Source organism: Spirosoma migulaei, from assembly GCF_054776855.1.
The window spans coordinates 78,327-93,078 of record NZ_BAAHBG010000028.1 but is presented as its reverse complement, the minus strand read 5'-3'; the positions used below and the strand labels follow the sequence as shown (position 1 = coordinate 93,078).

General features: G+C 46.2%; 16 protein-coding genes. 13 read left to right on the top strand and 3 right to left on the bottom strand.

Annotation, left to right across the window (positions count from 1 at the left end; translation table 11 throughout):
• Positions 1 to 31: 31 nt before the first annotated feature.
• Entirely contained in the window at positions 32 to 1,105 is a 1,074-nt protein-coding gene (locus ACYVGO_RS28520; RefSeq protein ID WP_460972190.1) for a glycoside hydrolase family 130 protein, read from the bottom strand.
• A 305-nt stretch (positions 1,106 to 1,410) separates the two neighbouring features.
• Between ACYVGO_RS28520 and ACYVGO_RS28515 the strand changes: the two genes are divergently transcribed.
• Together ACYVGO_RS28515 and ACYVGO_RS28510 are read left to right on the top strand one after the other, a co-directional pair.
• Positions 1,411 to 1,671, top strand: coding sequence for an adhesin (locus ACYVGO_RS28515; protein WP_142774188.1), 261 nt, complete (start codon positions 1,411 to 1,413; stop codon positions 1,669 to 1,671).
• 79 nt (positions 1,672 to 1,750) lie between these two features.
• Positions 1,751 to 1,918 (top strand): hypothetical protein, encoded by a 168-nt coding sequence (locus ACYVGO_RS28510; protein WP_168207848.1) that lies wholly within the window; start codon positions 1,751 to 1,753, stop codon positions 1,916 to 1,918.
• Between the two features lie 62 nt (positions 1,919 to 1,980).
• On the opposite strand, the gene ACYVGO_RS28505 is transcribed toward ACYVGO_RS28510, so the two are convergent.
• Positions 1,981 to 3,321 carry an isochorismate synthase gene (locus tag ACYVGO_RS28505; protein ID WP_460972223.1) on the bottom strand — a complete coding sequence of 447 codons (1,341 nt, stop codon included), beginning with the start codon at positions 3,319 to 3,321 and terminating at the stop codon, positions 1,981 to 1,983.
• 303 nt (positions 3,322 to 3,624) lie between these two features.
• On the opposite strand from ACYVGO_RS28505, the gene corA reads away from it, so the two are divergent.
• The 3 genes from corA (at position 3,625) to ACYVGO_RS28490 (ending at position 7,067) form a co-directional block, all read left to right on the top strand.
• Positions 3,625 to 4,575, top strand: coding sequence for a magnesium/cobalt transporter CorA (gene corA, locus ACYVGO_RS28500; RefSeq protein ID WP_142774187.1), 951 nt, complete (start codon positions 3,625 to 3,627; stop codon positions 4,573 to 4,575).
• A 105-nt stretch (positions 4,576 to 4,680) separates the two neighbouring features.
• On the top strand, positions 4,681 to 5,505 hold the full coding sequence (locus ACYVGO_RS28495) for a mechanosensitive ion channel family protein (RefSeq protein ID WP_460972188.1): 825 nt from the start codon (positions 4,681 to 4,683) through the stop codon (positions 5,503 to 5,505).
• A 173-nt stretch (positions 5,506 to 5,678) separates the two neighbouring features.
• Positions 5,679 to 7,067 (top strand): DUF6600 domain-containing protein, encoded by a 1,389-nt coding sequence (locus ACYVGO_RS28490; protein ID WP_460972187.1) that lies wholly within the window; start codon positions 5,679 to 5,681, stop codon positions 7,065 to 7,067.
• Between the two features lie 76 nt (positions 7,068 to 7,143).
• Here the strand turns inward: ACYVGO_RS28490 and ACYVGO_RS28485 are convergent, their stop codons facing one another.
• Entirely contained in the window at positions 7,144 to 7,992 is an 849-nt protein-coding gene (locus tag ACYVGO_RS28485; protein WP_460972186.1) for an SDR family oxidoreductase, read from the bottom strand.
• 96 nt (positions 7,993 to 8,088) lie between these two features.
• On the opposite strand from ACYVGO_RS28485, the gene ACYVGO_RS28480 reads away from it, so the two are divergent.
• From ACYVGO_RS28480 to ACYVGO_RS28445, 8 genes are all read left to right on the top strand, one after another.
• Positions 8,089 to 8,436, top strand: a complete 348-nt coding sequence (locus ACYVGO_RS28480) for a winged helix-turn-helix transcriptional regulator (protein WP_460972185.1) — start codon at positions 8,089 to 8,091, stop codon at positions 8,434 to 8,436.
• A 38-nt stretch (positions 8,437 to 8,474) separates the two neighbouring features.
• Positions 8,475 to 9,278, top strand: a complete 804-nt coding sequence (gene truA / locus ACYVGO_RS28475) for a tRNA pseudouridine(38-40) synthase TruA (protein WP_460972184.1) — start codon at positions 8,475 to 8,477, stop codon at positions 9,276 to 9,278.
• Between the two features lie 375 nt (positions 9,279 to 9,653).
• A complete protein-coding gene (locus tag ACYVGO_RS28470; protein ID WP_460972183.1) occupies positions 9,654 to 9,896 on the top strand; it encodes a hypothetical protein in 243 nt (80 codons plus the stop codon).
• Positions 9,897 to 10,757: 861 nt separating this feature from the next.
• A complete protein-coding gene (locus ACYVGO_RS28465) occupies positions 10,758 to 11,639 on the top strand; it encodes a cell division protein FtsX (RefSeq protein ID WP_460972182.1) in 882 nt (293 codons plus the stop codon).
• Between the two features lie 15 nt (positions 11,640 to 11,654).
• Positions 11,655 to 11,990, top strand: coding sequence for a DUF3098 domain-containing protein (locus tag ACYVGO_RS28460; protein WP_142774180.1), 336 nt, complete (start codon positions 11,655 to 11,657; stop codon positions 11,988 to 11,990).
• A 109-nt stretch (positions 11,991 to 12,099) separates the two neighbouring features.
• Positions 12,100 to 12,945, top strand: a complete 846-nt coding sequence (locus tag ACYVGO_RS28455; RefSeq protein WP_142774179.1) for an undecaprenyl-diphosphate phosphatase — start codon at positions 12,100 to 12,102, stop codon at positions 12,943 to 12,945.
• Positions 12,946 to 13,030: 85 nt separating this feature from the next.
• Positions 13,031 to 13,720, top strand: a complete 690-nt coding sequence (truB, locus tag ACYVGO_RS28450; RefSeq protein ID WP_460972181.1) for a tRNA pseudouridine(55) synthase TruB — start codon at positions 13,031 to 13,033, stop codon at positions 13,718 to 13,720.
• Between the two features lie 54 nt (positions 13,721 to 13,774).
• Entirely contained in the window at positions 13,775 to 14,713 is a 939-nt protein-coding gene (locus tag ACYVGO_RS28445; RefSeq protein ID WP_142774178.1) for a bifunctional riboflavin kinase/FAD synthetase, read from the top strand.
• Positions 14,714 to 14,752 lie beyond the last annotated feature (39 nt).

The following is a 14,752-nucleotide window of genomic DNA, read 5'->3' as shown; positions in this document are numbered from 1 at the left end:
TACGAATAACTACTAACTCACTAACCATTAACTAACTCCGCACCAGCTCGGCTAGTCCAACCCCCGAATCGGCTGCGCCATAATACACCCAGATTTGGCCTGCTTTATCACTGTGGGCAGGCCACTGAACCCAGCCGTTTGAAAACACTACATTGGGAAAGAAGCCTTCCCGCTCCCACGTAAGTTCGGGCGATAGTAAGGGCAAGCTAGACCGGTCTAATACATGCGCAGGGTCATCTTTGTCTAGTAAAGCCAGCGCCAGCGAGTAGGAATGGGTTGGGTCGGCTCCGTGGTAGCAAACTAGCCAGCCTTCGTCGGTGAGTATAGGTTCAGGGCCGGCACCTATTTTTGCGCCTTCCCAACCAAACGGATTCGCGAGTGGATCCAGACTGGTATGACCACGGCCCCCAAACAAAAAGCGATGATTTCCCCAGTGAACACTATCGTCTGATTCGGCCAGCCAAATCGATGGCTTACCGATGTCCGATACCATAGGGCGGTGAAGCAGCATGTATTTTCCATTAATTTTCTGAGGAAACAAAGCCACATCTTTGTTTGGAGGTGGTAAAATCATACCAACGCGCTCAACAGTCACGAAATCGGTTGTAACAGCCAGGCCAACGCCAGGGCCGTGTTCGGATACAGCGGTATATGTAATCCAGTATTTACCGTCTAAAAATGTAATCCGGGCGTCTTCGATACCATAGGATTCGTCCATGCGGGCAGGGAATAAAAATGGCTTTTCATCAATTGTGAAATGAATGCCATCTTTGCTTCGGGCAAGGCGCAGGTGACTTAGCGAGGTTAGATAAACCTTCCCATTTAACGTAATTACACGAGGGTCATAGGGGGCGGTAGGCTCTGCAAAGCGCTTGATTACCAGTGATGGAATGCCATCCTGCTCCTCAATTAAGGGTATAATGATGGAACCTACTTCGGCTTTTGGAGCCTCTGCCACACGTAATAGAAGTAGAACTTCATCGTTGAACAGGCAGGCTGCGGGGTTGAATGCCCCCAGGACTTCAAAACCATCAATACTGGGGGGTACATCACTCGTTTGCAGAATGGGTTGGTCGGACAGGCGCCGGAGCTGATAATTCTTCATTAGATACGGATTTGGTCGTGTTGTAAAGTGGCTAGGCTAGTGACATAAGATGACTTGTACTTGTTCAAAATAAATTTTTGTAGATACTGGTTTCTGTGCTACTTGAATCAACGGGCTCCAAAGAATCTATTTTGGCCAAGCACTACAATGACTTGGTAACGAACTAATTCAGGTAGCTTATTGAATAAACTTTATACAGCCCTTGTAGTTTTGAATCATTTATTCAATAAGTTTGGGCGCTGTTTAAACCTTCCGGGAAAGAGCCGCGTTAAACGAAGTGAACTAACTTTTATCCTTTATTAACCATGATTTACCAGCCAACGTTTGATCAGGATGAAGACGTGCTGATGTTGAACCCTGATCCAGAATCAGCTGCATTTGACGACGATGATGATGACTTCGATGAAGACGGAGCCGACTTCGATGAACTGGGTTCAGGAGCCGGTAGCGGCTATGGAGCCGATGATCTGGACGACATTGAAGACGACTTTAATCCGGAAGATCTGGATGAAGATTTAGACGACGATAGTATCGACGACGATCTGGACGACGATAGTATGGAGTAAACAATGCCTGACCGGAAGCGGTTTTGTTGTAGATGGCAACGTAAGCCAGTCTAATTCTCAACAATATCACTCACGACCTATGGCACATACACAACCGGGTGAAGAACCCCTGATTACGACGAAAAACGCCGACAATGAGGGCACCGCGCCTGACGCTGACACCCAATCATCGGCTGCTAGCGAAGCGGGTGATCGAACCGCAGAAGATGGCTCCCGGGCCCCGAATGACCCAGCCGAAGGGGCCTAAGTAATGATGAATGTAGAATGAATAATGTATAATAGGTTGACATACAATCTATTATACATTATTCATTCTACATTCATCATTACCTTAAGTAAGGTTTGACATTTCATTTCGGTTTCCTGCCACTCCTGTTCAGGTTCCGAATCTTCGGTTATCCCTGCACCCGCATATAGGGTAGCCAGTTTGCCTTCGAGTTTCATACACCGAATGTGTACAAAAATACTACTTGTAGGTCCTTCATTATTCGCATTTATGTTCACCGGCCCCAGAAAACCGCTGTATAATTCGCGATCGTGGGGCTCGTGTTGCCGAATAAAAGTAAAGGCTGCATTCCGGGGCGTTCCGCAAACGGCTGATGTTGGATGTAATAACCGCAACATAACCGTACCCAGTTGTGGGTAGCGAACAGCCTGTGTATCTACGGTGTACGAAGTGCCAAGGTGCATCAGATTACCCGCAATAATGGTTTTGGGCCCTTCCTCAATGTACTCCCGTAATCGGATTTTCTTGAAACATTCAATAATATAGCGGCTCACGATTGCCTGCTCTTCAATTTCCTTCTGCGACCACATGGCTTTGGACGGTTGTTTAGCCGTACCATCCGGATGAAAGGCCGATTGCGTACCCGCCAGCGATGCCGTCTGAAAAATGCCATCGGCGCTCATGCTGACTAAGCGCTCTGGGGTGGCACTCATCCAGATTTGTCCCCGTTCCGGAATCGAAACCGCCGATACGAACGCAGTAGGGTACTTTTGACAAAGCTTATCAAACAGCTCAATGGCATTTGGTGCATCAGTAAACAAAACTTGCTTTGTTCGCGCTAAAACAACCTTTCGCAATTCACCCCGTTTAATGGATTCTACCGCTTCCTTTACATTTCGCTCGTAAACGACCTGTATAGTAGGGTCAAGGACAGGCGTAGGCGATCCAGACGTCGTTTTACGGCTCGTTTTATGTGTAGACCGAACCGATAATTCATGCCAGAACTGGTCAGTGGTTTCTACCGACGCGGTTGTATGCTCGTTTTGCTTTACTGAAGAAGGTCCACTCTCGGGAAAAATTGCCTGGATATCGGCCCGCAAAAAAAGGGTTTGCGGTACGCTACCCGTTGTATCCAAATGCTCAGCTAACAGCGCTTCTACGGGTGCATCCTTTGCGAGATTATCGAAAGGGCTCACGAGAAAACCAGCAGGCAATTCATCCAGATCAGCCGAAACGCGAGGCAGTATCTCGTCAAATGATACAATCAGGTGTTTATCCTGATGATTGGGTAATCGCCAAAGGGCGGCTGGAAGTCCCAGGGTAAGCGCTGTTTCCCAAATATCACTGGCATTGGGCTGGGCAGTCCGTTGCGTTTCAGTGAGTTGACTAGTTGATGAAGAATCGACTTTATACTCCGGTTGCATAATCATTAACCGACCGGGTTAGGGCTGGTTAGATAGATAACACTATTTGCCGGGAATTTGTGCGTAGTGGGGCCGAAACTCTTCATTCGTCATCAGAAAGGATCTATAGATATTGCGTATAATGAATGTTGTATCAAACGCTGACATAAAGTGAGGTGACTAAGATGACCGATTGCTTGAAACTCTGTTTTACCAGTTTCATAAAGTAGCCAATGGGCGGTAGGCTCGGAATAACAAACCGGCATGCGCCAGTACCATTCTTTTCTGCGAACTTAGCGGCCCAATACTTGCCACTCAGCTACCATGATTCGCATCTTTCAGCAGGACGAAACCGCCGTTCGAAAAATCCGTGATATTGACTCCTTTTCCGACACCGAGCGAACCCTCTGGGTGGATCTGCAAAACCCGACAGCCGCCGAAATTAAGAGTGTTGAAGAAAAATTCGATGTGGATTTTCTGAGTCAGCAGGAGCAGCTGGAAATTGAAAGCAGTTCGCGCTATATTGAAGAGGACGACTTTATGATCGCTAATTCCAATTTCCTGGTGCCTGATCAGGAACAGCGCTACGTAACCGTCCCCGTCAGTTTTATCCTTAAAGACGACACCCTGTTCACCTATCGCAATGCCGATATAAAGTCCTTTGCCGACACGGTCAAGCGCATCAAGTCGCGCCGGGCGTTGTTTAGCGATGGGGCACAGATATTGATCTCCATTTTCGAGTCGAGGATTGATTACGATGCTGATTTGATTGAATTGGTGTCGGGTGAAATCAAGGCAATCAATCGAATACTTGATCTGGATGCGAACCTCGACAAGGAAATGCTGCTCAATATCAACGATTACCAGGAATTAACCATGTCAATTCGGGAAAATGTGGTTGATAAACAGCGCGTTATATCGTCGATGATTCGCTCCGATGGGTGGTTTAACGAACTCGAACAGCAACGACTCCGAACACTGATCAAAGACATCAATTCCCTGATCGATCACACGAATTTTATTTTTGAACGACTGGAGTTTTTACAGAATACCTACCTCGGTTTAATTGATCTGGAACAAAACCGGGTTGTCAAAATATTTACGGTTGTTTCGCTGGTTTTTCTACCACCTACCTTACTAGCCAGTATCTGGGGCATGAACTTCGATGAGATGCCAGAGGTACATTGGAAATACGGATACGTTTTTGCATTAGCCATGATGGTTCTATCATCTGCGTTGACCGTTTGGATATTCCGGCGTAAAAACTGGCTATAGAGTCAAAATTTGCATAAAACTTACTATATATGAGTAGCTTCCAGTGAGTTACTTTTCTGTTTACCCGCGTCTTAGTTCCAAACTAACTTTCCATCCTAGTAACTTATGGAACAGGCGCAAACCAGAGTCGAACTTTTTTACACCCAGCTAGTAACGTTTGTTACGCTCTATGGTGGCCGTGTGCTACTGGCCATCATAACCCTTATTGTTGGTCTTTGGGTAATTGGCTGGATTACCAGACTATTATCATCCGCGATGACAAAACGGCACGTTGACCGCGACGTGCAACCGTTTCTAATCTCCCTCGTGAACGGAATTCTGCGGGTATTGCTGCTGTTGAGTATTGCCAGTACGCTTGGTGTTCAAACCACCTCCTTTGTCGCCATTATCGGTGCGGCTGGGTTGGCCGTTGGGCTGGCACTTCAGGGGAGCTTAGCTAACTTTGCTGGTGGTGTCTTGATTTTAATTTTCAAGCCATTTCGTGTTGGTGATTTGGTGACAGCTCAGGGATTCACGGGCAATGTGGAAGCCATCCGCATCTTCGATACCACGCTGGTAACGTTAGATAACAAAACGATTATTCTGCCCAACGGTCCTCTGTCAACCTCGGCAATTGTGAATATTAGCACGAAAGGGGTTATTCGGGTTGATCAGGTGTACGGTGTGGGTAGTCAGAACGATATTGATGCTACAAAAGCCTCTATTATGCGTGTGATCGAAGCCTGCCCGTATGCGCTTAAGGATCGTGAACATGATGTGTTGATTGCCAAACTGAATCCTAACTCCCGCGATTACGATGTGCGGGTCTGGACCAAGAGCGAGACCTATTGGGAGACCTATTATTACATGCTTGAGAATATTGCCCGGCAGTTTGGTAAAGATGGTATTGAAGCACCCAAACCGAAAATGTTTATTACCAACGAAGAGTAAGGCATTAGTAGCTTCTATTTCGAATCAACATCCCGAAAAGGTTTACCCTTTCGGGATGTTTTTTTATGCCAGAAATAAGCGTTTTTTTTAGTAGTTCGTTAAACGTTTACCTGTTCAGACTATCTAACTCTCGAAGAGTTTGAATAGCTCTTCCTGATAAACAACATCTCGCCATGGAAACCCAGAGAATACTAAAATATATTGCCCTGATTGCGCTGGTAATGAGTGGCTTTGTCTATTCTGGCAAAGTGGCTGCTCAGCCAGGCGTTAGTGTGCCTGTTGAGTCGTTCTATAATGAGTTGGCTCCCTATGGGCAGTGGATACAGCATCCTGGTTACGGTAATGTGTGGTTGCCCAATGCCGGGCCTGATTTTCAGCCGTATGCAAGTGCTGGTCATTGGGTTGTAACGGAATATGGTAACACTTGGGTATCGGATTATCCCTGGGGATGGGCTCCCTTTCACTATGGCCGCTGGATTTTCGATCAGGCTTTTGGTGGCTGGCTATGGATTCCGGGTTCAGACTGGGGTCCAGCCTGGGTATCGTGGCGGTCGGGTGGTGGATATTATGGCTGGGCTCCACTGGCTCCTGGCTGGGATATCAACGTGAATATTAACATTCCGGCTTTCTACTGGACCTTCGTGCCGCAGATTTACATTACCAGCCCGAACTTGTATAGTTATTATGTACCCCGCCCTCAGGTCGTAAATATCTATCAGAACACGATAATCTTTAATAATATCTATCGCTCAAACAACCGGGCTTATGTGTATGGCCCACCGCGTGGCGATATTGAGCGGATTACGCGTCGGAGTGTTCCTGTCTATCGAATCGATCATATGGATCGGCCGGGACGTTCGGTCATTGGGAATGGGTCGGTAGGCTTTTATCGCCCTGGTGGGGGCTATGATAACCGGCGGGATTATGGTCGTAATGACCGGTTCGATAATTCGCCCCGACCTAATTATGGCGGTAACATGCCATCGAACAGAGGGTATTATAATGGTCCTGGTAATGCGCCCAATCGGGATTATACCAATGGCAATAATACGCCGAACCGAGACTACAACGGCAATGGTGCTCCAAACCGAGGAGGTTATAACGGAAACAATAGCAATGGAACACCAAACCGGGATTATAACAACAACGCTACGCCTAATCGACCTAACGATGGTGGAGCTACTATGCCTAATCGTGGTAATTATAGTGGGAATGCGCCAGTGGATCGAGGGGGGAGTTACGGTGCAACGCCTGTTCCTGGTAATCCTCAACCTCAGTCGAATCGCTTTGAGTCGAATCGGGGAAGTTACGCGCCTGGAGGAGTTCAACAGGGAAATGCTTCTCCAGGGGGAATGCAACAGCCTAACCGGTCATTCGAACGCGTTGATCGGCAACCCCAGATGAGTTCGCAGCCGATGCCCGGTGGACGAAGCGGTGGAGAAATTCATCAGATGCCGCAGGGTGGTGGACGTAGTATGCAACCGCAACAGCCACAAATCCAGCCCCAACAACCTAGTGGTGGATCAACTGGAGGAGAACATCGTGGGCGTGGTCCACGTTAATAAATACAGCTTTAGCAAAAAGCGCGTGTCTGGCTGGATACGTGCTTTTTGCTTTTATAGCTCAAGACCAAATCAATTACTGGAAATTAGCAGCTATTTTTTCTAAATAGTCTTCAATAGGAACCGAATTTCTAAGAGCCATTAACCCTTTTCCCGTATTACCTACCAGGGTTCGGAATTGTTTGCTTTGGCCAGTGGCGAGGTTATAAATTACATCAACAATATCCTGTGGATCATCCAGTAGGCTAGGGTCCGACTTGCCTATCAGGCCTTTTACCTTATCTGTTATGGCATCATAATCCTTTATGGTTTCGTGCGTGTTCCAAATAATATTAGCCCCGAAATTATTTCCCGTAGAACCGCCCTGTTCCACCAGGCGCAACTCAATGTTCAACGGCTTCAATTCGTAATACAATCCTTCGGTCAGCCCTTCCAGTGCGAACTTCGACATGTTGTACAAGGAGCCAATGGGTACAGCTGTCGTTACACCCATGAACGAGCTGATGTTGATGAACAGACCACCGCCGTTCGCTCTAAAGTGAGGTAAAAAAGCACGAATCACGTTGATGGGACCGCGCACATTTACGGCAAACTGCCAATCGATGGTTGCTTCTTCGGCGAATTCCAGCGGGCCATAGGTTCCCATCCCGGCATTATTCACGACGACATCAATTTTACCGAATGCCGCAATGGCCTGCTCTGTCGCGGTTTTTACCTGCTCAACATCGGTCACATCCAGTTTGAAAATCTGGATAGTAGGGTGCTGCGTTAGTTCGGTTTCGGCTTCTGGGGTGCGCATGGTAGCAGCCACATTCCAGCCTTGTTTCGCAAAATAGATGGCTGTTAGTTTTCCCAGTCCTGTGCTGGTTCCTGTAATAAAAACGGTGCGCCGATTCCGGCTATTGAATTCCTTTGTTGGGTTCATTTCAGTTATTTTTTTATGACCCGACAAAGGTATTTGCAGATTGGTATAACTTTGTAATCAGTATACTCGTGTATACCAAAATGACAGAGATCAAAAATGGCTGAGACAGCAACGAATAGAAACCCGGCAGAGGAAATACAAGCCCTTCAGGATACGATTTATGTAATTGGGGGTAAGTGGAAATTGCCGATTATCAACTCCTTGTGTAATGGAAACAAGCGGTTTCGGGAAATACAGCGAAGCATTCCCCTAATCACGACCCGGATGCTTTCGAAGGAATTGAAAGAGATGGAAATGAACAAGATAATTGTACGTAAGGTGTATCCCGATTCGCCAGTGCTGGTAGAATATGAAACAACGCCCTATTGCAAAACTTTTGCGAACATTATACAGGCGATGATCGACTGGGGTAAGGAGCATCGAAAGATGATTAGGGAAGAGTAACTAGCGGGACAAGCGATTAAGCGGTACTTTTGCCAGCGATGCGTTATTTTATTGAATTATCGTACCGGGGTACGGCCTATCATGGCTGGCAAACACAGGCAAATGGATGCAGTGTACAAACCACGCTCGAAGCCGCATTGACCAAACGACTTGGTAAACCTATGTATGTGGTTGCCAGTGGCCGAACAGATGCGGGCGTTCATGCCAGCCAGCAGTTTGCTCATTTCGATGTAAATGAGCCACTTCCACTGACCGAAGCTCTTCTCTATTCCATTAATTGTATTCTACCTGAAGACATTGTTATTCACCGGATTTTTCCGGTTCAGGAAAACCACCACGCTCGCTTTTCGGCCATCTTTCGGTACTATCAGTATCGAATCTGCCGCCAGAAAAGTGCGTTTCAAAGTGGCCTGACATATCATTTTCGGCCAGTGCTCAACGAAGCCATAATGAATGATGCCTGTCAGTTGATGTTACAACATACTAATTTTCAAAGTTTCAGCAAAGCCCGCGCAAACGTAACGCACTTTAACTGTCGGCTCGATTTTGCCTATTGGGAACGTATTGACGAGAATACCCTAACGTTCCATATTCGGGCGAACCGGTTCCTGTGGGGTATGGTTCGTACCATTGTTGGGACTATGATTGAGATCGGACAGGAACGAATGAACCTTGATCAGTTTGAACAGATTATTCTGTCCAGAGACCGAAACAAAGCAGGTAGAGCCGCCCCAGCAAATGGGTTGTATTTAGTTGAGGTAGGGTATCCGCAAGAGGTGTGTAGTGCTCCTGATTCGAGAAACAAAATTAATGGAACGAATAGCAATCAGTCATTGAGTTAAGTGCTGATAATTGGATAATGATTGGCTTTAATTGTATCTTTTGTTAGATGATTTGAATATTTGGTAACTAATAATTTACTTCAATCCATCAAATACTGTTACCATACCGTTACTAGTATACTAGAATTCATACTTAATAGGCCAGGCCCCTGCTAGATTTTGCTAGTAGGGGCTTTTTTATAAGTCAGGGGTATACGGGCTTTATAATCTCTTCGCTCTATCACAATGCCGGATTCCAACTAAATTTTCGGGGGGAGGGATTGATTTAGCCGTTTAATAAATTCGATCTATGCATTGCGGTTTTTAGAGTCTGTTGGGGTGACTATTTTAGGGTTTAATCATCTAGTAAGTAACCCACTCTAATTCCTCTGAACCATGTCGCTCCATCTTATCCTCCTGGCTGTTGGCTCAGTTGTCATGGCCTCATTGCTACTGTACCTCTTCCGAACAATTCGTTTTAAAAAGAGCTGCCCGACCTGCGGAAATCCCTACCCCGACCGGATAGCCCGTCCTAAATTGATGAAATTTGTTCCGAGTAAAGCCTATCACTGTGCGGCCTGCGGGAAGAAATATTATCAGGTAGGGCTAATCGCTAAGCGAACTTCATTGTCGATTTGAAAAATAATTTCGCCCACTTATGCTGCTTTCGTATTGCTGATTTTCCTTGTACAGTTTATTCCATTTAGGAATAAGTACGCTTCATTATGCCTTCTTCAGTCGATTATTTTTACAGATTTTAGGCGGTATGTTTTGCCCGTCTTGCTCATTGGTTAAGTCATCATTTTTGCAGAAAGATTCTTTTTAGTATATTCATGGCATTTATTGAATAATAGATTGAACTTTTGTTGCAGTTGAGCAACCGTTAAGCTACATTGTACGTATGTAGGGATACGTAAACTCAGCCCCTAGCCTCTGCTTTGTCATGAGCCAAAAAAACCATGGAACAATCCGTACCCTGACCTGGATAGCCATCTGGCTGGTTACGTTTGTGTTGGTTTATGGAGTGATTCGGTGGATTTTTTAACATGATGAAGTTTTTGGAAGAGTATGGTTTGATTACCCTTTTGGGTATCCTGTTTGCCTTAATGGCCATCTACCTGTATAGAAAGGTTACGTTTAAAAAGCGATGTCCCAACTGTGACAGCGTTACTCTCAAACGAATGCATCGCCCCGAATGGGCTAAGTCCCTTCCAGTTAAAATCTATCAGTGCAAGGTTTGTAAACGCAAGTTTTATCAACTATTCTCTTGATTCTACTTGAGTTGATATATCGCGTTGTAAACCTGGTAGAAATCCTGGAAATGAAGCCTAACGGACCTCATATAAACTGAAATATTCGGTTAGCTGAAATATTGGACGTAACTATACGGGGAATAGAGCCCATTACGTTGGTTTCTCAGGTGCAGAATGCTAAATTTTGTTAAATTGGACCGCTTAGCGGTTTAATCCGTTATTTTTGTCCCATAACACGAACCCCTGAATGGCTCGTACGAAGAAAAAAGTAGGTGCGTATCCCAGCGGCATGATTTTGTTTAGCCTGACGCTGGCATTGTTTTTAATTGGTTTTTGTGGATTGCTGGCTATACAGTCAAAAAAGCTGGTTACCTATATCCGCGAAAACTATGAAATCCGGGCGTTTTTAGATAAAGACCTCAGTGAGAAAAAGGCGGAAGCCTTATTTCAAACGATTGCTGGGCGACCTTATGTTCTGAAGGCTAACGGTAAAGCGCAGGTTAGTCTGGTTACGAAAGATGAAGCCGCCAAAGAGTTTATCGCTGAAACAAAAGAGGATTTTTCGAAGTTTCTGGGGGAGAATCCGCTGCATGACAGCTATCGGATCAAACTGAATGAAGGGTATTTTGAGGAAGCCAAGTTGCAGGAGGTTAAACAGGATTTAGAGCAAATCGACGGTGTGTTCGAAGTTGTTTATCAGGAAAATCTGGTAGATAACATCAATAGGAATATCACTAAGATTTACGCCATCATGTCGGCCTTTGCAGTGATCTTACTGATCATTATTGTGGTACTGATGAATAATACGATCCGACTAGCGCTTCACTCGCAACGGATGTTGATTCGGAGTATGCAACTGGTTGGTGCTACCAATGCGTTCATTACTCGGCCGTTTCTGGGACGTGGTATGTGGCAGGGGTTGTTGGCAGGCGTTATTGCCGTTGGCTTGTTGCTGGCAAGTTTGCAACTTGCCATCCATAACCTGCCTGAGTTATCGACTTTCCAGGACCCAGAAAAGATAACCTTTTTGATGGCGGGCATTGTTGGGCTAGGTGTGCTGATCGGTTTTGTAAGTACGTTCCAGGCTGTTCACCGGTATCTGGGACTGACATTGGATGAGTTATATTGATAACACAAAAAGACTATGGCAAAAGATAAACAGGCTGGCCCGGCAACACTAATCCGCGACGAACCAGCTAAGAAAACAGTAGTTGCGACTAGCGTAGCTCCCAAAACGGCTTCGACCCGCACGGTGAGCAGCGAGGCTTCCCGGACGTCGGCAGCTGCCCTTCCGTTTGGTCGGCAAAACTATACACTGATGTTAGCGGGCATCGGTATCATTCTGGCCGGTTTTTTTATTATGAGCCTGGATAAAGAAGAGTTCGGCTTTGGCTTCCTGGGACTTACGCTTGGGCCTATTGTTGTTATGGGCGGTTTTGTTCTTGAATTTTTCGCTATCCTTGCTCGCCCAAAGGCGTAAGGAAAGTTAGAGAGCCATAAAGTTATTGAGTTGAAAAGTGATTCCCTTTAGTGGCGGTCTCTTTTCAACTCAATAACTTTATGGCTCTCTAACTTTATAACTACTTTTAATGGAGCTTATTCACGCAATTGCGTTGGCCATTATTGAGGGGCTTACCGAGTTTCTTCCGGTTTCCTCAACGGGTCACATGATTATCTACTCTTCTCTGGCTGGTATTGCCGGTAACGAATTCACTAAACTATATACTGTTGATATCCAGTTCGGCTGTATTCTATCTGTATTGGTACTGTATCATCGCCGGTTCCTAACGGATCCCCGTACGGAATCGTTTGTAGTGCCGGGCTATCTGAAATCCTTTCCTGTTCGCTGGCAACCTATGCTGGATTTTTACAGCAAAATTCTGATTGCGTTTCTGCCTGCCGCTGTCATTGGTTTTTTACTGAACGATTTCATTGATTCGCTGCTCGAAAATGTGGTGGTCGTAGCAATTACACTGTTGCTGGGTGGAATCGTTTTGGTATTTATTGACCGAATCGTGAACGTACAGCCTAAGGATGGGGATGTAAGCGTACCAGATGCACTGAAGATTGGCTTTTTTCAGTGCATCGCCATGATTCCTGGTGTTTCACGGTCGGCCGCAACCATTATTGGGGGTATGTTCCAGGGGCTGACCCGGACGCAGGCGGCCGAGTTTTCGTTCTTTTTGGCGGTACCCACAATGGCGGCTGCCTCTGGCTATAAGCTCCTCAAAACCTATAAACTTCTCCAACCCGATGATTACCAGATGTTGCTCATCGGCAACGCGATTGCCTTTATAGTGGGCCTGCTGGCCATTCGGGGCTTTGTTGGCTTTCTAACGCGCTACGGGTTTAAAGTATTTGGTTATTACCGTATTGCGCTGGGTCTTTTGTTATTGGGCCTGGTGGCAGCCGGTGTGAAGTTAGACGTTTTATAAAAATAGTTCACAGAGATACACAGAGAAGCACAACGATATCAAGAGGCTTTCCGCCGTGTATCTTTGTGCTTCTCTGTGTATCTCTGTGTTACAACAAACTCCCGATCCCGGTCAGATTATTCTGATTGATAAACCGCTTACCTGGACATCGTTCGATGTGGCCAACAAGCTAAAATATGCCTGTAAGTTCAAGAAAATTGGTCATGCGGGTACGCTTGATCCATTAGCTACCGGCTTACTCATTCTTTGCACTGGTAAAATGACCAAACAAATTGACCAGTATCAGGCGCAGGAAAAAGAATATACCGGAACACTTGTGCTTGGCAAGACCACACCATCCGTCGATCTTGAAACCACCTTCGACGCCGAATTTGATACGTCTGGTATTACACCCGAACAAATTCGGGTAGCCGCCCAACAGCTTACGGGCGATATTCTGCAAGTTCCCCCTATTTATTCGGCTATCCGGGTCAATGGGGAGCGGTTGTATGAAAAGGCCCGTCGGGGTGAAACTGCTGACCGGGTTGAAGGGGGAATTAAAGCCCGACAGGTAACCGTTTTGGTATTTGAGGTGGAGGTCAATCGTTTCCCCGAAGTAGATTTTCGTATCGTGTGTTCTAAAGGCACCTATATTCGCAGCCTGGTACGCGATATTGGCCTACTGCTCAATAATGGAGCGTATATGAGTAGCTTACGCCGGACACGTATCGGCGATTTCCGGGTAGAGGATGCGCACACCATCGAAAAATTTATTGAAACGTGCCGGGAAAATTAATTTTGTCAGGAATTTGTCAGGAATGGTCAATCCCTGGCTTCTATATACCATCGAATGATTATTTATAGAGGGCTCAATGATATACAACCGCTAGCAAACGCCATTGTAACAAGTGGGACTTTTGATGGTGTACACCGCGGGCACCAGACTATTTTAGCCCGGCTAACCGAGGTTGCCAAAACGAGTGGGGGAGAGTCGGTGTTGATTACGTATTGGCCACATCCACGCACCGTTGTCTCCAATGATAGCCAGAATCTAAAACTGCTGACAACCCTCGATGAAAAAATTGACTTACTTGATCAGGCGGGGGTTGATCACTTAGTGATTATTCCGTTTACCCGTTCGTTCTCGCAACTGACCTCGGAGGAGTACATCCGCCAGATTCTACTTGAAAAAATCGGCACTAAAAAACTGGTCATTGGTTACGACCACCGGTTTGGCCGCGACCGTGAAGGCGGATTTGAGTACATCCGGGCGCATCAGAGTGAATACGGGTTTGAAGTCGAAGAAATACCCCGTCAGGATATAGACGCTGTAGGTGTGAGCTCCTCTAAAATTCGGGCGGCTCTCAACGAGGGCCATGTTCATACCGCCCATCTATTTCTGGGCAGGGAATACAATCTGACGGGAACGATTGTAAAAGGGCGGCAATTGGGCCGCACGATTGGCTTCCCAACCGCCAATATGCAGGTAGACGACCCAGCTAAGCTTGTTCCGGCAAATGGTGTCTACGCTGTTGATGTAGAATACGGTGGACAGACGCTTGGCGGCATGCTCAATATTGGATTCCGCCCAACGGTTGCCGGTACGAATCAAACCATTGAAACGTATATCTTCGATTTTGACAAAGATATCTACGGTGAACATTTAACGTTAAGGTTTCGGGAGTTTCTTCGACCAGAACAGAAATTTGATGGATTACCAGCACTGGTTGCCCAATTAAAGCGGGATGAGGAAAACGCTCGGGCAGTGCTGAGAAATAAGCCGTCGTAAGTCAGTATTAGAGCTAATTTACTGAAAATAGTCAGACAG

Excerpts from the sequence above, each read along its gene's own strand:
- ACYVGO_RS28455 (WP_142774179.1), top strand. The coding sequence starts at position 12,100 with ATGGAGCTTATTCACGCAATTGCGTTGGCCATTATTGAGGGGCTTACC.
- ACYVGO_RS28505 (WP_460972223.1), bottom strand. The coding sequence starts at position 3,321 with ATGCAACCGGAGTATAAAGTCGATTCTTCATCAACTAGTCAACTCACT.
- ACYVGO_RS28510 (WP_168207848.1), top strand. The coding sequence starts at position 1,751 with ATGGCACATACACAACCGGGTGAAGAACCCCTGATTACGACGAAAAAC.
- ACYVGO_RS28480 (WP_460972185.1), top strand. The coding sequence starts at position 8,089 with ATGGCTGAGACAGCAACGAATAGAAACCCGGCAGAGGAAATACAAGCC.
- ACYVGO_RS28460 (WP_142774180.1), top strand. The coding sequence starts at position 11,655 with ATGGCAAAAGATAAACAGGCTGGCCCGGCAACACTAATCCGCGACGAA.
- ACYVGO_RS28490 (WP_460972187.1), top strand. The coding sequence starts at position 5,679 with ATGGAAACCCAGAGAATACTAAAATATATTGCCCTGATTGCGCTGGTA.
- ACYVGO_RS28465 (WP_460972182.1), top strand. The coding sequence starts at position 10,758 with ATGGCTCGTACGAAGAAAAAAGTAGGTGCGTATCCCAGCGGCATGATT.
- truA (WP_460972184.1), top strand. The coding sequence starts at position 8,475 with ATGCGTTATTTTATTGAATTATCGTACCGGGGTACGGCCTATCATGGC.
- ACYVGO_RS28515 (WP_142774188.1), top strand. The coding sequence starts at position 1,411 with ATGATTTACCAGCCAACGTTTGATCAGGATGAAGACGTGCTGATGTTG.
- corA (WP_142774187.1), top strand. The coding sequence starts at position 3,625 with ATGATTCGCATCTTTCAGCAGGACGAAACCGCCGTTCGAAAAATCCGT.
- ACYVGO_RS28470 (WP_460972183.1), top strand. The coding sequence starts at position 9,654 with ATGTCGCTCCATCTTATCCTCCTGGCTGTTGGCTCAGTTGTCATGGCC.
- ACYVGO_RS28485 (WP_460972186.1), bottom strand. The coding sequence starts at position 7,992 with ATGAACCCAACAAAGGAATTCAATAGCCGGAATCGGCGCACCGTTTTT.
- ACYVGO_RS28520 (WP_460972190.1), bottom strand. The coding sequence starts at position 1,105 with ATGAAGAATTATCAGCTCCGGCGCCTGTCCGACCAACCCATTCTGCAA.
- ACYVGO_RS28495 (WP_460972188.1), top strand. The coding sequence starts at position 4,681 with ATGGAACAGGCGCAAACCAGAGTCGAACTTTTTTACACCCAGCTAGTA.
- ACYVGO_RS28445 (WP_142774178.1), top strand. The coding sequence starts at position 13,775 with ATGATTATTTATAGAGGGCTCAATGATATACAACCGCTAGCAAACGCC.